Below are 17,032 nucleotides of genomic sequence, written 5' to 3'. Positions count from 1 at the left end.
CGTGACTCAGCCATTGCTGGAGGTCGAGGATCTCCACGTGGAATTCCGCACACGCGACGGTGTCGCGAAGGTGCTCAACGGCGTTTCGTACCACGTCTCGGCGGGCGAAACCCTTGCGGTGCTGGGTGAATCCGGCTCCGGCAAGTCCGTGACCGCTCAGACGATCATGGGCATCCTGGACATGCCGCCGGCGTTCATCACCAACGGCTCCATCAAGTTCCGCGGTGAGGACCTGCTGACCAAGTCGGCGGACGAGCGTCGCGCGGTTCGTGGCGAGGGCATCGCCATGATCTTCCAGGACGCCCTGTCCGCCCTGAACCCCGTGTTCACGGTCGGGTTCCAGATCGAGGAGCAGCTCAAGGTCCGCCGCGGCATGTCCAAGGCGGACGCCCGCAAGCGGGCGGTCGAGCTGCTCGACCAGGTCAAGATCCCGAACGCGAAGGGCCGGGTCTCGGACTACCCGCACCAGTTCTCCGGTGGCATGCGGCAGCGCGCGATGATCGCGATGTCGCTGGCGCTCGACCCGGAGCTGCTGATCGCGGACGAGCCCACGACCGCTCTGGACGTCACCGTGCAGGCCCAGATCATGGACCTGCTCGCGGAGATCCAGAAGGAACGCGACATGGGCATGATCCTGATCACCCACGACCTCGGCGTCGTCGCCGACGTCGCGGACCGGATCTCGGTCATGTACGCGGGCCGCATCGTCGAGCACGCCGACGTCTACGAGCTGTTCCGCGCGCCGGGGCACCCGTACACCGAGTCGCTGCTCGAGTCGTTGCCGCGCCTGGACCTCAAGGGCCAGGAGCTCAAGACGATCAAGGGCCTGCCGCCGTCGCTGACCAACATCCCGTCGGGCTGCCCGTTCCACCCGCGCTGCCCGCGGGCGTTCGACCGTTGTCCCACCGAGGTCCCCGCCGTGCACAACCTCGGCATGGGCCGCACCAGCCGGTGCCACATCGCGGAAGAGGTGGTCGCTCGTGGCTGAGCCCATCCTCGAGGTCGAGAACCTCGTCAAGCACTTCCCGGTCCGCGTCGGCGTGCTGTTCAAGCGCACCGTGGGCCACGTCAAGGCCGTCGACGGCGTCTCGTTCTCGCTCGACAAGGGCGAGACGCTCGGCGTCGTGGGCGAGTCCGGCTGCGGCAAGTCCACCCTGGCCCAGGTGCTGATGCGCCTGGAGCCGCCGACGTCCGGCGTCGCGCGCTTCGAGGGGCGCGACATGTTCGGCATGAAGGGCGCGGAGCTGCGCAAGCTGCGCCGCGACATCCAGATCGTGCTGCAGGACCCGTACACGTCGCTGAACCCGCGCATGACGGTCGGCGACATCGTCGGTGAGCCGTACGAGATCCACACCGAGGTCGCGCCCAAGGGCTCGCGGCAGCGGAAGGTCCAGGAGCTCCTGGAGATCGTGGGCCTCAACCCGGAGCACATCAACCGGTACCCGCACCAGTTCTCCGGCGGTCAGCGCCAGCGCATCGGCATCGCCCGCGCGCTCGCGCTGAAGCCCAAGGTGATCGTGTGCGACGAGCCGGTGTCCGCGCTGGACGTGTCGATCCAGGCGCAGGTCATGAACCTGCTGGGCGAGCTCCAGAACGAGATGGGCCTGTCCTACCTGTTCATCGCCCACGACCTGTCGGTGGTGCGCCACCTGTCCAACCGGGTCGCGGTGATGTACCTCGGCAAGATCGTGGAGATCGGCACCGAGGACGACATCTACGAGCGGCCGATGCACCCGTACACGCAGGCGCTGCTGTCCGCGGTGCCGGTGCCGGACCCGACCCAGCGCGGACGTCGTGACGTCATCCGCCTGACGGGTGACGTGCCGTCGCCGATCGACCCGCCGTCGGGCTGCCGGTTCCGCACGCGGTGCTGGAAGGCGCAGGACATCTGCGCGACCGAGGTCCCGGAGCTGGTGCCGCGCAACGGGGGCCACCCCGCGGCGTGCCACTTCGCCGAGGAGCGCGCGGTCGTCTGATCGCAGCTGCGTGGATGAGGGGTCGTGCCCGCGGGCGCGGCCCCTCACCGTCGTTCAGGGCCGGGCGAGGTCCGTGAGCGACACGCCCGGACCGACCTCGCGCGTGCCGGTCTCCACGAACCCGCGCTTGCGGTACAGGCGCAGCGCCGGCTCGTTCCCCGTGCCCGTGCTGACGACCTGCGGCCCCTCCGGCAGCGCGTCCAGCAGCTTCGTCGCGACGCCCCTGCGGTGGGCGCGCGGGTGCACGACCAGCCGGTGGATGTCCACGGTGGACCCGTCGAGCCGGTAGGACACCGCGCCGACCAGACCTTCCTCGTCGTGCAGGCCGAGGAAGGTCTCACCACACGCCCGGAGCTCCTCGAGCGACTCGTGCAGCGGCGGGATGCCGTCGAAGCCGATGATCTCGGCCTCGACGGCGTACGCCAGCCGTTGCACCGTCCACAGCTCGCGCAGGACGGCGTCGTCGGACAGGTCGAGGATCACGTGTTGGACGAGTTCCGCACGAACGCCGCGAGGTCCTCGGACTGCTGGATCCTGCTGGGCTCGTGCACGTACATCATGTGGCCGGCCGGGTAGTAGGCCGACTCGATGTTCGCCGTGAGCTCCCTGGGGATCTGCAGGTGCGCGAGGAGGTGCTCGGCCGCGAAGTACGGCGTGGCGCCGTCGTACCAGCCGAACGCGACGTGGACCTTGAGGTGCGGGTTCGCGCGCATCGCCGCCGACAGCCTGCCCGCCGTCGTGACGTGGCGGCCCTCGAACTCCTTGTAGGACCACTGCTCGATGACCCGCGAGAGCACCTCGTACGGCAGGTCGCTGGAGTACCCGAGCTCGCTGTGCACGTAGTGGTTGAGCACGGCCGCGTACGGGCCGAGGATCGCGTCGATCGACGGGTCCGCGGAGATGCCCTCACGGCCGTAGTCGGTGTCCCAGCCGGTGAAGCGGGCGTCGATGCGACCGACGGTCTTGCGGTCGCGGCGCAGCAGCTCGGTGAAGAACCGGATGTGCTCGATGCGCAGGTCGACCGCGTCCACGTACTCCTCGGACAGGCCGGTGAGCCGCGCGAGCTTCTCGATCGTCGCGGCGCGCTCGACGTCGGAGAGCCGGTTGCCGCGCGCGAGGGCGTAGGGGTAGTCGCGGACCGCGAACTCCTCGGCCTCGGCGAGCACCTCCTCGAGCGGCCGGTCGCCGTGCAGGCCGTGGTAGTGCGCGATGGCCGCGTACGTCGGCAGGAAGAGCGTGTAGCCGAGGTCGTGGCCCTCGTTGAACTCGATCGACGCGAAGTCGAGCACCGAGGAGATCAGCATGAGCCCGTTGAGGTACATGCCGTTCTTCTTCTGCAGGTGCTCGGCGAGCCCGGCCGCGCGCAGCGTGCCGTACGACTCGCCGCAGAGGAACTTCGGCGACATCCAGCGCCCGTTGCGCGACGTCCAGAGCCGGATGATCTCGGCGATGGAGTCGATGTCGGGCTGGTAGCCGTGGAAGTCGCCGGGCTTCTCACCCTGTGCGGCCCGGGAGAAACCGGTCGACACGGGGTCGATGAACACGAGGTCGCTCTCGGCGAGCAGCGTCTCCTCGTTGTCCGCGATCCCGTACGGCGGCGGCGTGAGGTCGCCCACGTCACCGCTGAGCACCCGGCGGGGCCCGAGGAGCCCCATGTGCAGCCACACGCTGGCGGACCCCGGCCCACCGTTGAACGCGAACGTCACCGGCCTCTTGAGCGGGTCGGCGCCGTCGAGCGTGTAGGCGGTCAGGAACACCTCGGCCTTGGGCTTGTGGCCCTCGAACACGCCGTCCTTGAGCACCTCTTCCTTGAGGACGACACGCCCGGTGGTGGCCGTGTAGTTCAGCTCGCGGCCCTTGACGGTGATGCTGTGCTGGGTGGTGACCAGATCATCAGCAGGAGACTCGGGCTTCTCTTCGGTCTTCTCCTCGGACATGGGAGCAACACTACGGAACTCGACGAGCGGATAACGTCCTGCCGAGCGTGCCCGCGCCTGGTCGCGTGGCGCGAGTCGGTCGCCTCGGTGAAGCGCGCGGCGTTCCAGGACCAGGAGTACTGGGGCAGACCGGTGCCGGGCTTCGGACCTCTCGACGCCTCGCTGCTGATCGTGGGCCTCGCCCCCGCCGCGCACGGCGGCAACCGGACGGGCCGGATGTTCACCGGCGACCCGTCCGGCGACTTCCTGTACCGGGCCCTGTACGAGGTCGGCCTGGCCTCCCAGCCGACCGCGTGGTCCCGGGACGACGGCATGGAGCTGTACGGCGTGCGGATGGCCTCACCGGTGCGGTGCGCGCCACCCGAGAACAAGCCCACGGCCGAGGAACGCGACCGGTGCTCGCCGTTCCTGCGCGAGGAGATCTCGCTGATGCCCCGGCTGCGGTCGGTGGTGGTGCTCGGCGGGTTCGGGTGGAAGGCGTTCCTGCCGCTGCTGGGGGTCGCCCGGCCGCCGAAGTTCGGGCACGGGGTGGAGGTCGAGGCGGGTGGGCTGCGGGTGTTCGGGTGCTACCACGTGTCGCCGCACAACACCTACACCGGGCGGTTGACGCAGGAGATGCTGCAGGACGTGCTGAGGAGGGCGAAGGGCTGACGGGCAGCGGGCGGTGCGGACTTCCGGACGTGCCTGTTCGCCTCCACTTAGGATCGGCCCGGTGGAGTTCTGGACCGGCGGCACCTACGGCGTGCAGGCACCCCTCACCGACGAGGCCGTCCGCGCCGCCGAGGCGCTCCTGGGCGTGCGCCTGCCGGAGGCGTTGCTGGAGCTGCTGGGGGTCCAGAACGGCGGCACGGTGGTGAGCGAGCGGTCCGCCTTCCCGACCGCCGAACCGACCTCGTGGGCACCCGACCACGTCCCGTTCGACAGCCTGATGGGCATCGGCACCGCGGAACGCACGCTGTCGTTGCTCGACACCCCCTACCTCGTCGAGGAGTGGGGGCTGCCGTCGCCGGTCGTGCTGCTGACCGGCGACGGCCACACGTGGATCGCGCTGGACTACCGGGCGGGCGGTGAGCCGTCCGTGGTCTGGCTCGACGCCGAGGACGAGTCCGAGCTCGAACTGGCGCCGGACCTCCGGACCTTCCTCGACGGCCTGGTGCCCGAGGCGAGCTTCGACTGACCGACCAAAGGGTCGTCCGAAGTCCCCGCGGGCGTGCGAGGCTGACCCGCATGAAGTGGTGGCGGGCCGGAGTGGCGGTGGCGGCGTTGCTGATCGTCGTCGTCGCGGCCTCCGGCACGTCCCCGGTCACCCTCGTCAACCGCCTGGCCGACCGCCCGCCGCCGCAGGACCGCTCGCCGGACGCCGACCTCGCCGTGCCGGGCGACCTGCCGGTCGTGGTCGCCGCGCCGCTCACCGCGTACCTGCTGGTGCTCGCCGGGCTCGTCCTGGTCGGACTGGTCGGACTGGTCCTCGCGGTCGAGCTGCCCCGCCGGCGCCGCCGCCGTGGCGTGCGCGGCGTCGAGATCGAGGAGTTCGAGCTCGGGGAGCAGGTGCCGGTGGTCCGGCGCGTCGAGAAGGCGTTGCAGGAGTTCACCGGGCATCCCGGCCGGCCGCCGCGCGACGCCGTGATCGCCGCTTGGCTCACGCTGGAGGCGGCGGAGCCGAGGGCGCCGCACCAGACGCCCACCGAGTTCACCGAGGAGCTCGGCGTGGACGCGGTCGTGCTGAAGGACCTCTACCGGCGCGCGCGGTTCGGGCACGAGGACGTGACGGCCGCGCAAGCCGAGCAGGCGCGGCGAGAGTTGAGCCGCATCGTCCGGGAGCTCGCGTGAGAACCGTGCTGGCGTTGGTGGTCGGGGTGGCGATCGGCGTCGTCGTCTGGTGGCTCGGCGCCTCACCGCCGTGGGCGGCGGTGCTGGCGGTGCCGCCGACGGCGTTCGGAGTGCTGGTCACCCGGCTGCCGCGCGCCACGGACATCGTCTGGAGCCCTCCACCGCCACCGCCGGGCTCGATCAGCTCCGCGCACGCCAGCACCCTCGCGAGCAGGCTGGCGGAGGCGGAGAAGGACCCGAGGCGCTACCGGGAGCGGTTCCGCGCCCGGCTCGCACGACTGGGGATCGAGGCGTCCGAGATGCCCGGTCCGGACGAACTCGCGGACAGGCTCAGGAGGGTCGAGTGACGATCAGCCGGGAAACGGTGGCGCACGACGCCAAGGCGGTCCTCGACGCGATCGGCGACGTCGTCGTCGGGCGCACGCGGACGCTGCGGCTCGCGCTCGCGGCCGTGCTGGCGGGCGGGCACGTGCTGCTGGAGGACGTGCCGGGCCTCGGAAAAACGCTGATCGCGCGGTCGCTCGCGCAGGCGCTGGGCCTCGGCTTCCGCCGCCTGCAGTGCACGCCCGACCTGCTGCCCGCGGACGTCACCGGCTCGTTCCTCTACGACCCCGGCACCCGCGAGTTCGAGTTCCGCGAAGGCCCCGTCTTCACCGGGCTGCTGCTCGCCGACGAGATCAACCGGACGCCGCCCAAGACGCAGTCGGCGCTGCTGGAGGCCATGCAGGAGCGGCAGGTGACGGTCGAGGGGCGCACGTTCGCGCTGCCCAGGCCGTTCCACGTGCTCGCGACCTCGAACCCCGTCGAGTACGAGGGCACCTACCCGTTGCCCGAGGCGCAGCTCGACCGGTTCCTCGTGCGGCTCGACATCGGCTACCCGCCCGCCGAGGAGGAGGTCGAGGTCCTGCGCCGACGGATCGCGCGGCAGCGGGAGGAGGCCGAGGTGCCGCGGGTCCTCGCGGAGGGGCGGCTCGCCGAGCTGCAGGCCGCCATCGAACGGTCGACCGTGGACGACGACCTCCTGCGCTACTGCGTCGACCTGGCCGTCGCGACGCGGCGCCACCCGTCCGTCGAGGTCGGTGCGTCGCCGCGAGGTGCGCAGGCGCTCGTGCTCGTCGCCCGCGCACTGGCCACCTTGGACGACCGCGGGTACGTGACGCCCGAGGACGTCAAGGAGTGCGCGGTCGCCGTGCTCGCGCACCGGCTCGTGATGAAGCCCGAGACGTGGACGTCCGGGGTCAGCGGCGTGCAGGTCGTCACCGAGCTGCTCGCCAAGGTCCCGGGCCCGCCCAGCTCATGAGCAGGGCGGACAAGCTCCGGGAGGCGTTCGCCCAGTCGCACGGCGCCCACTGGCACCCCACGGACGCGTACTCGCGCGCCGTCTGGCTCGGTGTCGGGCTCGTCGTGTGCGGGATGTTCCTGCACCAGGTCGAGCTGGTGCTGTTCGGCGTGCCGCTCGTCCTGTCCGTCCTGCTCACGAACAAACCCCGCGGCGTGCCGAAGGTGAGCGTGAAGCCCGTGCCGCGCGGTGCGGGCGCGGGCGTCGTGCACACCGTCGCGCACCTCGACGGCGCGGACGCGGAGATCGCGGTCGTGCGGCTGCCCGGTGGCATGCGGGCGGTCCCCGCGCACTCGCCCGACCTGCCGGTGCGGATCCGGCGCGACGCGTGGGGACCGGGCGTCGACCTGCGCCTGGACCACCTGTTCGCCGGTCCGGACGGCATGCACGTCTACGGACCGGTCGTCGGCGCCGAGCACGTGCGCACGATCCTGCCGCCGGTCGAGCACCACCCGTCCGGACCGCTGCCGCCCCGTCCCGCTGGCCTGGTCGGCATCCACCGCTCGCCGCGCGCGGGCGACTCCACCGAACTGCGCGACATCAGGGCGTTCCAGCCGGGGGACAGGCTCCGCCGGATCGACTGGCGCGTCACCACCCGCACCGGCACCGTCCACGTGCGCGAGCGGCACGCCGAGGCCGACGCCGAGGTCGTGCTGGCGCTCGACACCCGCAGCGACGTCGGAGCGGACGTGGCGGAGTGGTCGTCACCGCACCACGGCGCCACGACGCGGCCGGACGGCAGCCTGGACCGGGCGGTGCGGCGGGCGGCGTCGATGGCCGCCGGGTACCTGCGGCAGGGCGACCGGGTGGGACTGGTGGACCTGTCGCGTCCCCAGCTCAACGTGCGTTCGGGGGTGGGGCGGCGGCACCTGATGCGCATCCGCACGCAGCTCGTCGTGTGCGTGCAGGCCGCCGGGTGGTCGTCGCGCGTGGCGTTGCGCAAGCTGCCGCACGGATGCGTGGTCGTGCTGCTGTCGCCGTTCCTCGACGACGAGATCGCGGAGCTGGCCGTGCAGACGCGCAGGAACGGGCACGTCGTGCTGGCGGTCAACACGCTGCCGCTGCCGTTGCGGCCCGACGCGGACACGCCGTGGGGCGAGGTCGCGGCCGAGATGATCGCCGCGGAGCACCGGCTGAGGCTGCGCAGGATGGCCGAGCACGGGGTGGCGGTGACCCGCGAATGCTGATGCGCCTCGCGATCGTGCTCGCGGCGTTGCCCGTGGCGCTGGTCCTGCACCTGGAGTCGGAGTCGATCGCACCGCTGCTGGTCGTCACGGTGCTGACGGTGGTCACGGTGCTGATGCCGGGCAGCGCGGGCGCGGCGTTGCTGATCGGCTACGCGGCCCTGGCGATGGCGTTCGGGGAAGGGCATCCGTTGCGGCTCGGCGTGCTGGTCCTGATTCCGGCGCTGCACCTGGTTCACGTGACGTCGGCACTCGCGGCGGTCGTTCCGGTGAAAACGAAAATCGAGCCGGCGGCGTTGAAAGCACCGGCACGCCGGTTCGCCATTGTCCAGGCGATCACATTCGTTGTCGCGGCCTTCGCGGCCGTACTTCCTTCGGGGCCGAACACGGGCCTCGCGGAGGTGCTCGGACTGGGTGCTCTGACGGTCGTCATCGGGGTCGTCGCGCTGAGGATCTGAATCGGTACTCTCAGGGAGAACTCCTCGAGAACCGGTCAAGGCGCAGGTCAGCCGGGATGGTGTCCGGCATCACCCGGCGACGGTAGTCACAACGGCCCTTCCGGACGCGCGAAAAAGGGGGTCGTGGTGCCACCATGTGTGTATGGCTGCTGTGAAGTCGCAACCCACACGAATCGTCATTGTCGGCGGTGGGTACGTCGGGATGTACACGGCTCTCGGTCTGCAGAAGAAACTGCGTTCCGGTGAGGCCTCCGTGACGGTGATCGACCCGCAGCCGCACATGACCTACCAGCCCTTCCTGCCCGAGGCGGCGGCCGGCTCGATCGAGCCGCGCCACGTCGTCGCTCCTTTGCGCAAGGTGCTCAAGCGCTGCCACGTCGTCACCGGCCGCGTCACCAAGATCGAGCACGCGCGCAAGATCGTGACCGCCGAGCTGTCGGACGGCCACGTCGAGGAGATCGAGTACGACGTGCTCGTCTCCGCGCTGGGTGCGATCTCCCGCACGCTCCCGATCCCCGGCCTGGCCGAGGTCGGAATCGGCATGAAGACGATCGGCGAGGCGATCTACGTCCGCAACCACGTGCTCTCGCGCCTGGACCAGGCCGCCAGCACCAACAACGCGGACCTGCGCAAGAAGCTCCTGAGCTTCGTCGTGATCGGTGGTGGCTTCGCGGGCATCGAGACGCTCGCCGAGCTCGAGGACATGACGCGGTATGCGCTCAAGTACTACGAGGGCATCAAGCCCGAAGAGATGAACTGGGTACTGGTCGAGGCCGCCGGCCGGATCATGCCCGAGGTGTCCGCCAAGCTCGGCGCCTGGACCGTCGAGGCGCTCGAGAAGCGCGGCATCAAGATCTACCTCGACACCCGCGTGAAGTCGCTGGAGAACGGCCACGTCGTTCTCGACGACGGCACCGAGTTCGACTCCGACACGATCATCTGGACCGCCGGCATGAAGGCGAACCCGGTGCTGCGCAACACGGACCTCCCGCTCGACGAGCGCGGCCGCGTCCGGTGCACCGCCGCCATGCAGGTCCAGGGCCTCGACGGCGTGTGGGCCGCCGGTGACTGCTCCGCGGTGCCGGACCTCTCGCGCATCGAGGAGGACCCGACGGCGACGTGCGTGCCGAACGCGCAGCACGCCATCCGCCAGTCGAAGCTGCTCGCGAAGAACATCGTCGCGTCGCTGCGCGGCCAGAAGCCGAAGGACTACTTCCACAAGTACCTCGGCTCGGTCGCCGGCCTCGGCCTCTACAAGGGCGTCGCGGACGTGTTCGGCCTGCGCTTCAAGGGCGTGCCGGCGTGGTTCATGCACCGCAGCTACCACGTGATGTTCATGCCCACCGTGAACCGCAAGCTGCGCGTGCTCATGGACTGGACGCAGGCGCTGTTCTACGGCCGCGAGGTCGTGGCGCTCGGCCAGATCAACGACCCGAAGTCGGACTTCGACCGCGCGGTGCAGAGCTGACGAACACGCGCACGCGGGAGCCGTAACCCGCGCCGCCGTTACTCGTTGTGAGTATGGAAGTGCCCCGAACGTAACCTCGTTCGGGGCACTTCGAACATCTAGAGGCGGAACTTGAGCGCCCAATCGGAGTAAGCTCCCGAGGCCGCCTTGACATTGCGTTACGTGTTTCGGAAACTACGGCTGGTGCATCACCTGAATGCGTGATTCGCCATGTGGGGAGAGAGGTGATCCCGATGTCTCTCGAGGAGCTGGCCGCACAGCTTCGTCGTGGCGAGATCGAGGACCCCGCGTTGGCGCAGTACGCCGCAGAGTACGCGCAGGCGGGGCAGGTTTTCCGCAGCAAGAAGGACGATTGACCAGGTCGGCTGACGGGCGGGTGCCGGGTGCCCCGTCCGAAGCTGCCAGACCCCTGCTGCTGCAGGGGCAGGACTACCTCTTCCGCTCCCCGCCCAAGTGCCTCGACTTCCAGGAGCAGGTCCACCGCCTCGGCATGGTCGACGAGGGCGACGGCAACCCGCAACCCTGCGTGCTCGTCCTGGCCCGCGCCGCCGACATGGAGATGAACGAGCTCTCCATCGCCCTGGCCGAGCGCGGCATCCGAATGGCCCGCATCGACGCCGACCGCTGCGTCGACCTCCCGCTCTCCGTCTACACCGACCAGCCGCTGATCGAGCTGGACCGCTGGCTCCTGCGCCCCCTGCTGGTCTGGCGCCGCCACTTCGAACTCTCCGCCGTCCCGGTGGAACCGGGAACCCTGGCAGGCGCCTACGCCGTCGACCAGTGGGCCTCAGTGGCCAACTGGCTGTCCTCGCGCTCCGACTGGGCCCACGTGAACCCGTCGCGCTTCTCGACGCACCTGGACCGCCTGACGCAGCTCTCCGACGCCGCTGCCTTCGGCCTGCGCGTCCCCCGCACCGCCGTCACGACCCGCCCGGGCCGCACCCGCCCCGGCGGAGGCCACTGCATCGTCAAAACGGCCGGCAGGCACCTGCTGGAGCCCCGCCCGGGCGTGCAACACGGCCTCTTCCCCCGCCCCCTGGAAACGTCCAGGGCCTCCGACACCCCGGAACCCGCCCCGGTGATCGTGCAGGAGTACGTCCCCTCCGACACCGAACTGCGCGTCTTCGTCGTCGGCGAACGCTGCCTGGCGTACCAGGTCGACAAGCTCGACCCGGCACAACTCTGGGTGGATCCCGACGCCGTCCGCGTCACGCCCACCGAGGTCCCGACGTCCCTCTCGGACAAGCTGCTCGCCCTGGCCCGCCACTGGCGCGTCCAGGTGGCGGCGTTCGACCTGCTCGTGACCGGCGGTGACCACGTGTTCCTGGAGATCAACGTCAACTGCGACTGGCGCTGGTTCGAGCACAGGGCAGGCGACAACAGCGTCTCCGCGGCCGTGCACGACTGGGTGGCGCTGCGCTTCAAGGAACTGCTCGGAGCCGGGAGGACCCGCTGATGTTCGGGTCCGTTCGACGCTTACCCGGATGCTCGCTCCAGTCCAATTCACTGGGCCGCTCGGGCGAGAAACGACCATCCGCTCACACAAGCCGACGATCAAGGCCTAGGCTCACCGCGCCCCCGTAGCCCAATCGGTAGAGGCAGGTCCCTTAAAAGGATCACAGTACGGGTTCGAATCCCGTCGGGGGTACCAACCGGATCCGCACCAGGATCAGGTACCTGGTCAGGCGTTTCACTGGTTTCGCAGGTCGCTTCGGCGATCCGTTCGGCTGCTTCGACTACCTCCAACGATGCGGGGAGGGGAGTCGGAGAGTAACCAAAAGATGATCATGGTCATCGTTCGGGCGGACGCCGGGCTGGACGATCTTGCACAGCCGCCGTAGCAGCAGGTCGGGAGCTTTGCTCAGGCCGGTTTCCAGGGGTGAGCGGCGTTGAGCCGCTCGGTTGGCACTGGTGTACCAATCGCTGTGGTGTTCGTCACGAGCATCTGATTCCCTCAGCCGCCCGCGCCTCACCAGGTCGGGCGGGCCGTCACGCCCCCGTCCACCACGAGGTCGTGCCCGGTGATCCACCGAGCCAGGTCCGAAGCCAGGAACACGCAGGCGTCCCCGACGTCCGCGGGCGTCCCGAGCCGGCCCAGCGGTGCCGCGGCCTGCCACCGCGCCACGCCCTCCGGCCACTGCGACTCGATGCCGGGCCGCGCGATCAGCCCGGGCGACACCGTGTTCACGCGGATGCCGAGCTGCGGGCCGTACTCCAGTGCGGCGGCGCGGGCGTGCATGACCAGACCCGCCTTCGAGGCCGCGTAGTGGGCGTGTCCGGGGGCGGGGTGCCTGCCCTCGATCGACGCGATGTGCGTGACCGAGCCGCCTGGCGGCAGGTGTGCCACGGCGGCCTGGGTGACGGCGAACGGTGCCGTCAGGTTGGTGTCCACCACGGACTGCCACTGCTCGGATGTCATGCCGGGCAACGGTTCCACGGGTTGGATGCCCGCGTTGTTGACCACGGCGTCCAAGCGGCCGTAGCGCGCGAAGGCGTCGTCGACCACGCGACGAGCCGAGGTGCGCAGGTCGCCGTCGTCCGCCCCGTTGTGGCTCACGACGCGTGCGCCCGCGTCGGTGAAGCGGCGGACGATGCCGCCGCCGATGGTGCCGCCGGCTCCGGTGACCAGCACGACCTTGCCGTTGAGATCGATCACGAGACGATGCCTTCCACGCGCGGGGCCAACCAGTCGACGATCTCACCCCGGCCGGCGACGAAGGCGTTCGCGCTGATCTCGCGGAACTGGCCGCCGGCCGCGCGGACCAGGACGGTGCCGGCGGCCACGTCCCACGGGTGCGTGCCGATGTTGGCCGCGGCGTCGGCCCGGCCCGCGGCGACCCAGGCGAGCGACAGGGCCGTCGAGTACACGCGGCGCACGTCGGCGACGGTCAGGAGCGAGCTCAGGAGGTCCATCTCGCCGCTGTAAGGGCTGCCGGGCAACGGGATGTCGGTCAGCACCAGCGGGCGCGGGCTCACCCCCGGCGTGATCACCAGGCCGGACGACCGCACGGCGAAGGGCACGTCCACGGCCGCGGTGAAGAGCTCGTCGCGGAACGGGTCCAGCACGCAGCCCGCGACCAGCGTGCCGTCGACCGCCGCGGCGACCGAGATGCACGACAGCGGGATGCCGCGCACGAAGTTCCGGGTGCCGTCGATCGGGTCGACGAACCAGGTGACGGGGGCCGACGAGCTGCCGAGCTCCTCGCCGACGACCGCCGAGCCGGGGGCGCCGTCGGTCAGCGAACGCCGCAAGAACGCCTCCACCTCCAGGTCGGCGTTGCTGACCTGGTCGAAGGCGCCCTTCGCCGCCACGTCGACGGTCAGGCCGTGCAGGAGCTTGGCGGCGTCCACGCAGGACTGCACCGCCAGCGAGAGGAGAGCGCCGGGAGTCACGGGTGCCATTCTGATCGGTCACGAACCCGGCCGGACGACTCCGGGCAACGTCCCACCCGCGCCGGTGACCTGTGCCACCACGATGAGCTCACGCACCCGAGTCGAGCACGGCTGCGAACGCGCGCAGGGCATGCTCGGTGACGCGGTGGATGTCGCCGGCGAGCTCCTCCGCAGGCAGCTGGGAGTACGCGGGCACGCGTTCCACCAGCGCCGCGGCCACCTGCCGCACGAACGACGGCATCTCCGCGACGAGCCGCGCGGCCAGCGGTCGGCCCCGATCACGCAGGACATCCGCCGATTCCCACCTAGAGCTCGATCACCGTGCCGTCCCAAGGCACTTCGACGCCGGCCTCGCGCACGGAAGCCGCTTCCGGGGACGACGGGTCGAGCACCGGGTTGGTGTTGTTGAGGTGCGTGTACATCCGCCGCACGGAGGGGAACCGCCGCAGCTCGGGCAGGCTCGCGGTGATCGGCAGGTGGCCCATCGAAGCCTGGCCGGACGAGCTGCCGGTCGCCGACCCCATCTCGGAGGCGGCGTAGAAGGTGCCGTCGAGCAGCACGCAGTCGGCCGAGGCCACCACCTCGTCGAAACCGCCGGGCCACGACGCGAGACAGGGCGCGTAGACCAGCACACCACCGGAAACGACGTCCTCGAAGCGGTACGCGACCACCCAGGGGCCGTCCACAGTGGAGGAACGGGCGTACTTCGGGCGCTTGTCGCTGATCGGGACGGCCGTGACGCGGAGGCCGTCCACCGCGAAGGAACCGGCCTCGCGCCACGACAGCGGCGAGTACCCGTCGATCACCGTGCGCAGGTCGAACTGGTCCTTCACCGCGTGCAGGACCGCGGAAGGTGCCCAGACCGTCAACCCCGCCCCGCCGCGCAGCGTCAGCAGGCCGAGGGTGTGGTCGAGCTCCGCGTCGGTGAGCAACGCACCGCGCAACGGGGTCTCCCGCGCACCGGGTCCGGGGTTCAGCAACGCACAGGAGGTGATCTGCGTGCGGATGTCCGGAGAAGCGTTGACGAGCCACCAGTCGGTGCCGTTGCCGGTGATCGCCAGGCAGTCCTGCGACCGGGAGGGCAACGCGCCGGACCGGGCGCGCACGCACAACGAGCAGGCGCAGTTCCACTGCGGGAACCCGCCACCGGCCGCCGTGCCGAACAGAACCGCCTTCACCGCATCTTCCTCATCGCCATCGCGGGAACGTCGGCCGGCGCCATCTCGGTCGCCAGGATCGTGTCCACAGTGGACCGCAACGGTGACAGCGAGCAGACGGGGTCGGTCGCCGCCGCGTCACCGGTCAGCTGGAAGGCCTGGCAGCGGCACCCGCCGAAGTCGACCTCCTTGCGCGGGCACGACCGGCACGGGTCGCGCATCCAGTCGAAGCCGCGGAACGCGTTGAACGACGACGAGGAGTGCCAGATGTCGTGCAACGACGACTCGCGCACGTTCTCGATCCGCAGTGACGAGATCACCGTGGCGGCGGGGCAGGGGAGCACGTCGCCGTTGGGCGCCACCGTCAGCTGCCGGGCGCCCCACCCGTACATGCAGGGCTTCGGGTGGGCCTCGTGGTAGTCCGCGATCACGTAGACGATCTCCATCCGCCCGCGCAGGCGTTCCTGCGCCGCGGCGACGACCGGGTCGGCGGCGGCGAGCTGGTCCCGGGTGGGCAGGAGTGCCGCGCGGTTGCGCAGCGCCCAGCCGTAGTACTGGGTGTTCGCGAGCTCCAGGCGCTCGGCGCCCATCTCCTCGGCCATCGCGATGATGCCGGCGACGTGGTCGAGGTTCTGCCGGTGCAGCACGGTGTTCACCGTCAGCGGCAAGCCCTCCTCGCGGACGAGAGCCGCGGCCTCCACCTTCCGGTCGAACGCCTTGATGCCCGCGATCCGGTCGTTGCCCGCACGGGTCGCGTCCTGCAACGACAGCTGCACGTGGTCGACGCCCAGGGAAGCCAGCGAGCGCAACCGGTCGCGCGAGAGACCGATCCCGGACGTGACGAGGTTGACGTAGCAGCCGAGGCCGCTCGCGTGCGAGACCAGCTCGGGGAGGTCCTGGCGCAGCAGCGGTTCCCCGCCGGACAGGTGGATCTGCAGGCAGCCCAGTGAGCGGGCCTGGTCGAAGACGCGCCGCCAGTCCTCGGTAGGCAGCTCGGCGTCGCGGCGCACCAGCTCCAGCGGGTTCGAGCAGTAGCCGCACTGCAGCGGGCACCGGTGCGTCAGCTCGGCCAGCAGGCCGAAGGGCGCCTCAGCCATCGACGTCCACCACCCTCCGCTCGACGAGGCGGGCCACCAGCGAGGCCACGTCCTCGGGTTCCACGCCGGCGTACTCGTCGCCCAGCGCGAGGGCGATGTCGCCGACGGAACGAACGCCGTCGCACAGCGCCACGACGGAGGCGGCGGTCTCGTTGAGCACCAGCACCCCCTCGGGGAACAGCACGACGTGCGCGGACCGGATCTGGTCGTAGGTGCGCTTCACGCCGCGCCGGATCCGCGGCACGGCGTCCAGTGCGACCGCGGACGTCACGGCTTGCCCTTGCCCGAGTAGTAGTCGACCGCGTCCAGCACGGCGCGCAGGACGTCGCACTTGAACGACAACGCGGCCACGGCGGCCAGTTGCTGCTCACGGGTCAGCGAATGCGCGACCACGATGTCCACGGTGGCCTTCCCCTCACCGGCCACCGCTTCGATGCGGTTGGTGAAGTAGGCGAAACCCTCCTCGGTGATCCACGGGTACTGCTCCCGCAACGCCGCCAAGCGCTTGCGCATCAGAGCGCCCGAGAACATCTCGGTGAGCCCGGACGCGATGGCCTCGACCCACGGCTTGGTGCGCGCGAAGGTCACGTAGGCGTCCACGGCGAACCGCGTGCCGGGCAGGACGTGCCGCTCGTCGAGCACCTCCTCCCGGGTCAGGCCCACGGCCTCCGCGAGGCGGATCCAGTTCTCCGCGCCACCCTCACCCGGCTGCGTGCCGTCGTGCCAGACGATCCGCTCACGCCACCGGCGGCGGATCTCGGGCACCGGGCAGTTGGACAGGATCGCGGCGTCCTTCTGCGCGATGCAGCGCTGGTAGTACCAGCGGTTCGCGGCCCACGACTGCAGTTCGTGCTTGCTCAGCTGACCGGCGTGCATGCGCAGGTGGAACGGGTGGCTGTCCCAGTACCGGGGTGCGAGGGCGCGCAGTTCGGCGACGAACTGCGCGGGGGAACGGCAGTCATGGGAACTCCTCGGTCGACCAGGGGCAGGACGCGCGGAGAGGCCGGGGCTCCACCGGGAACCCCGGCCCGCCACCTGACGTCAGCTGCGAGCCGCGTAGGCGGTGACCTCCATCGGCGTCTCGAAGTCGCGGAAGTCGGGCTTGACCCACTCGCGCCTGACCTCGGGGAGTTCGGTCCCGGTGGTGGTGACGGCTTCGTTCATGCGCAACTCCTCGGTCTCCTGCCCGCGGG

At 70.6% G+C, this 17,032-nt stretch carries 22 protein-coding genes and 1 tRNA gene; 13 read left to right on the top strand and 10 right to left on the bottom strand.

The window, feature by feature from the left end; genetic code table 11:
• Position 1: 1 nt before the first annotated feature.
• Positions 2-988 (top strand): ABC transporter ATP-binding protein, encoded by a 987-nt coding sequence (locus V1227_RS24380; RefSeq protein WP_090099935.1) that lies wholly within the window; start codon positions 2-4, stop codon positions 986-988.
• Complete coding sequence (locus V1227_RS24375; protein ID WP_329787836.1) at positions 981-1,976, top strand: ABC transporter ATP-binding protein; 996 nt, start codon at positions 981-983, stop codon at positions 1,974-1,976. Before V1227_RS24380 ends, V1227_RS24375 begins: the two co-directional genes overlap by 8 nt.
• A 54-nt stretch (positions 1,977-2,030) precedes the next feature.
• Here V1227_RS24375 and V1227_RS24370 read toward each other — a convergent pair whose 3' ends face one another.
• Positions 2,031-2,459 carry a GNAT family N-acetyltransferase gene (locus V1227_RS24370; RefSeq protein WP_329787835.1) on the bottom strand — a complete coding sequence of 143 codons (429 nt, stop codon included), beginning with the start codon at positions 2,457-2,459 and terminating at the stop codon, positions 2,031-2,033.
• Entirely contained in the window at positions 2,456-3,913 is a 1,458-nt protein-coding gene (locus V1227_RS24365; RefSeq protein ID WP_329787834.1) for a S10 family peptidase, read from the bottom strand. Before V1227_RS24365 ends, V1227_RS24370 begins: the two co-directional genes overlap by 4 nt.
• 30 nt (positions 3,914-3,943) lie before the next feature.
• Between V1227_RS24365 and V1227_RS24360 the strand changes: the two genes are divergently transcribed.
• From V1227_RS24360 to V1227_RS24310, 11 genes are all read left to right on the top strand, one after another.
• Complete coding sequence (locus V1227_RS24360) at positions 3,944-4,564, top strand: uracil-DNA glycosylase (protein ID WP_329794095.1); 621 nt, start codon at positions 3,944-3,946, stop codon at positions 4,562-4,564.
• 61 nt (positions 4,565-4,625) lie between these two features.
• Positions 4,626-5,090: an SMI1/KNR4 family protein gene (locus V1227_RS24355; protein WP_329787833.1), complete on the top strand. Its 465-nt coding sequence runs from the start codon at positions 4,626-4,628 to the stop codon at positions 5,088-5,090.
• A 50-nt stretch (positions 5,091-5,140) separates the two neighbouring features.
• Positions 5,141-5,743, top strand: coding sequence for a DUF4129 domain-containing protein (locus V1227_RS24350; protein WP_329787832.1), 603 nt, complete (start codon positions 5,141-5,143; stop codon positions 5,741-5,743).
• Positions 5,740-6,090 (top strand): hypothetical protein, encoded by a 351-nt coding sequence (locus V1227_RS24345; protein WP_236220418.1) that lies wholly within the window; start codon positions 5,740-5,742, stop codon positions 6,088-6,090. Before V1227_RS24350 ends, V1227_RS24345 begins: the two co-directional genes overlap by 4 nt.
• A gap of 2 nt (positions 6,091-6,092) precedes the next feature.
• On the top strand, positions 6,093-7,043 hold the full coding sequence (locus V1227_RS24340) for an AAA family ATPase (protein ID WP_442916547.1): 951 nt from the start codon (positions 6,093-6,095) through the stop codon (positions 7,041-7,043).
• Positions 7,040-8,269 carry a DUF58 domain-containing protein gene (locus V1227_RS24335; RefSeq protein WP_329787830.1) on the top strand — a complete coding sequence of 410 codons (1,230 nt, stop codon included), beginning with the start codon at positions 7,040-7,042 and terminating at the stop codon, positions 8,267-8,269. Before V1227_RS24340 ends, V1227_RS24335 begins: the two co-directional genes overlap by 4 nt.
• On the top strand, positions 8,263-8,724 hold the full coding sequence (locus V1227_RS24330; RefSeq protein WP_329787829.1) for a hypothetical protein: 462 nt from the start codon (positions 8,263-8,265) through the stop codon (positions 8,722-8,724). The genes V1227_RS24335 and V1227_RS24330 overlap by 7 nt, the downstream gene beginning before the upstream one ends.
• Positions 8,725-8,866: 142 nt before the next feature.
• Positions 8,867-10,192: an NAD(P)/FAD-dependent oxidoreductase gene (locus V1227_RS24325; protein WP_329787828.1), complete on the top strand. Its 1,326-nt coding sequence runs from the start codon at positions 8,867-8,869 to the stop codon at positions 10,190-10,192.
• 233 nt (positions 10,193-10,425) lie between these two features.
• The gene (locus V1227_RS24320; RefSeq protein ID WP_256238980.1) at positions 10,426-10,548 is read left to right on the top strand and encodes a hypothetical protein; all 123 of its coding nucleotides are present in this window, start codon (positions 10,426-10,428) and stop codon (positions 10,546-10,548) included.
• A complete protein-coding gene (locus tag V1227_RS24315; RefSeq protein ID WP_329787827.1) occupies positions 10,545-11,648 on the top strand; it encodes an ATP-grasp domain-containing protein in 1,104 nt (367 codons plus the stop codon). Before V1227_RS24320 ends, V1227_RS24315 begins: the two co-directional genes overlap by 4 nt.
• Positions 11,649-11,766: 118 nt before the next feature.
• Positions 11,767-11,843, top strand: a tRNA-Leu gene (locus V1227_RS24310).
• Positions 11,844-12,161: 318 nt separating this feature from the next.
• Here the strand turns inward: V1227_RS24310 and V1227_RS24305 are convergent.
• The 8 genes from V1227_RS24305 to pqqA form a co-directional block, all read right to left on the bottom strand.
• Positions 12,162-12,848, bottom strand: a complete 687-nt coding sequence (locus V1227_RS24305) for an SDR family NAD(P)-dependent oxidoreductase (RefSeq protein ID WP_329787826.1) — start codon at positions 12,846-12,848, stop codon at positions 12,162-12,164.
• Positions 12,845-13,585, bottom strand: a complete 741-nt coding sequence (locus V1227_RS24300; protein ID WP_329787825.1) for an inositol monophosphatase family protein — start codon at positions 13,583-13,585, stop codon at positions 12,845-12,847. The genes V1227_RS24305 and V1227_RS24300 overlap by 4 nt, the downstream gene beginning before the upstream one ends.
• A gap of 88 nt (positions 13,586-13,673) precedes the next feature.
• A complete protein-coding gene (locus V1227_RS24295) occupies positions 13,674-13,826 on the bottom strand; it encodes a hypothetical protein (protein WP_329787824.1) in 153 nt (50 codons plus the stop codon).
• A 64-nt stretch (positions 13,827-13,890) separates the two neighbouring features.
• Complete coding sequence (gene pqqB / locus V1227_RS24290) at positions 13,891-14,763, bottom strand: pyrroloquinoline quinone biosynthesis protein PqqB (RefSeq protein WP_329787823.1); 873 nt, start codon at positions 14,761-14,763, stop codon at positions 13,891-13,893.
• A complete protein-coding gene (gene pqqE, locus V1227_RS24285) occupies positions 14,760-15,839 on the bottom strand; it encodes a pyrroloquinoline quinone biosynthesis protein PqqE (protein WP_329787822.1) in 1,080 nt (359 codons plus the stop codon). Before pqqE ends, pqqB begins: the two co-directional genes overlap by 4 nt.
• Positions 15,832-16,110, bottom strand: coding sequence for a pyrroloquinoline quinone biosynthesis peptide chaperone PqqD (pqqD, locus tag V1227_RS24280; protein ID WP_329787821.1), 279 nt, complete (start codon positions 16,108-16,110; stop codon positions 15,832-15,834). Before pqqD ends, pqqE begins: the two co-directional genes overlap by 8 nt.
• A complete protein-coding gene (pqqC, locus tag V1227_RS24275; RefSeq protein WP_442916355.1) occupies positions 16,107-16,874 on the bottom strand; it encodes a pyrroloquinoline-quinone synthase PqqC in 768 nt (255 codons plus the stop codon). The genes pqqD and pqqC overlap by 4 nt, the downstream gene beginning before the upstream one ends.
• Positions 16,875-16,880: 6 nt before the next feature.
• Complete coding sequence (gene pqqA / locus V1227_RS24270; RefSeq protein ID WP_236220405.1) at positions 16,881-17,003, bottom strand: pyrroloquinoline quinone precursor peptide PqqA; 123 nt, start codon at positions 17,001-17,003, stop codon at positions 16,881-16,883.
• Between the last annotated feature and the right edge of the window lie 29 nt (positions 17,004-17,032).

Origin of the sequence: Lentzea sp. DG1S-22 (genome assembly GCF_036321065.1) — a bacterium.
Lineage (GTDB): Bacteria > Actinomycetota > Actinomycetes > Mycobacteriales > Pseudonocardiaceae > Lentzea > Lentzea jiangxiensis.
Note: the sequence above shows the minus strand (reverse complement) of the source record. Positions and strands in the feature narration are given on the sequence as shown.

Coding starts and splice junctions, on each gene's coding strand:
- V1227_RS24365 (WP_329787834.1), bottom strand. CDS start 3,913: ATGTCCGAGGAGAAGACCGAAGAGAAGCCCGAGTCTCCTGCTGATGAT.
- V1227_RS24350 (WP_329787832.1), top strand. CDS start 5,141: ATGAAGTGGTGGCGGGCCGGAGTGGCGGTGGCGGCGTTGCTGATCGTC.
- V1227_RS24335 (WP_329787830.1), top strand. CDS start 7,040: ATGAGCAGGGCGGACAAGCTCCGGGAGGCGTTCGCCCAGTCGCACGGC.
- V1227_RS24330 (WP_329787829.1), top strand. CDS start 8,263: ATGCTGATGCGCCTCGCGATCGTGCTCGCGGCGTTGCCCGTGGCGCTG.
- V1227_RS24325 (WP_329787828.1), top strand. CDS start 8,867: ATGGCTGCTGTGAAGTCGCAACCCACACGAATCGTCATTGTCGGCGGT.
- V1227_RS24320 (WP_256238980.1), top strand. CDS start 10,426: ATGTCTCTCGAGGAGCTGGCCGCACAGCTTCGTCGTGGCGAGATCGAG.
- V1227_RS24295 (WP_329787824.1), bottom strand. CDS start 13,826: ATGCCGTCGTTCGTGCGGCAGGTGGCCGCGGCGCTGGTGGAACGCGTG.
- pqqE (WP_329787822.1), bottom strand. CDS start 15,839: ATGGCTGAGGCGCCCTTCGGCCTGCTGGCCGAGCTGACGCACCGGTGC.
- pqqA (WP_236220405.1), bottom strand. CDS start 17,003: ATGAACGAAGCCGTCACCACCACCGGGACCGAACTCCCCGAGGTCAGG.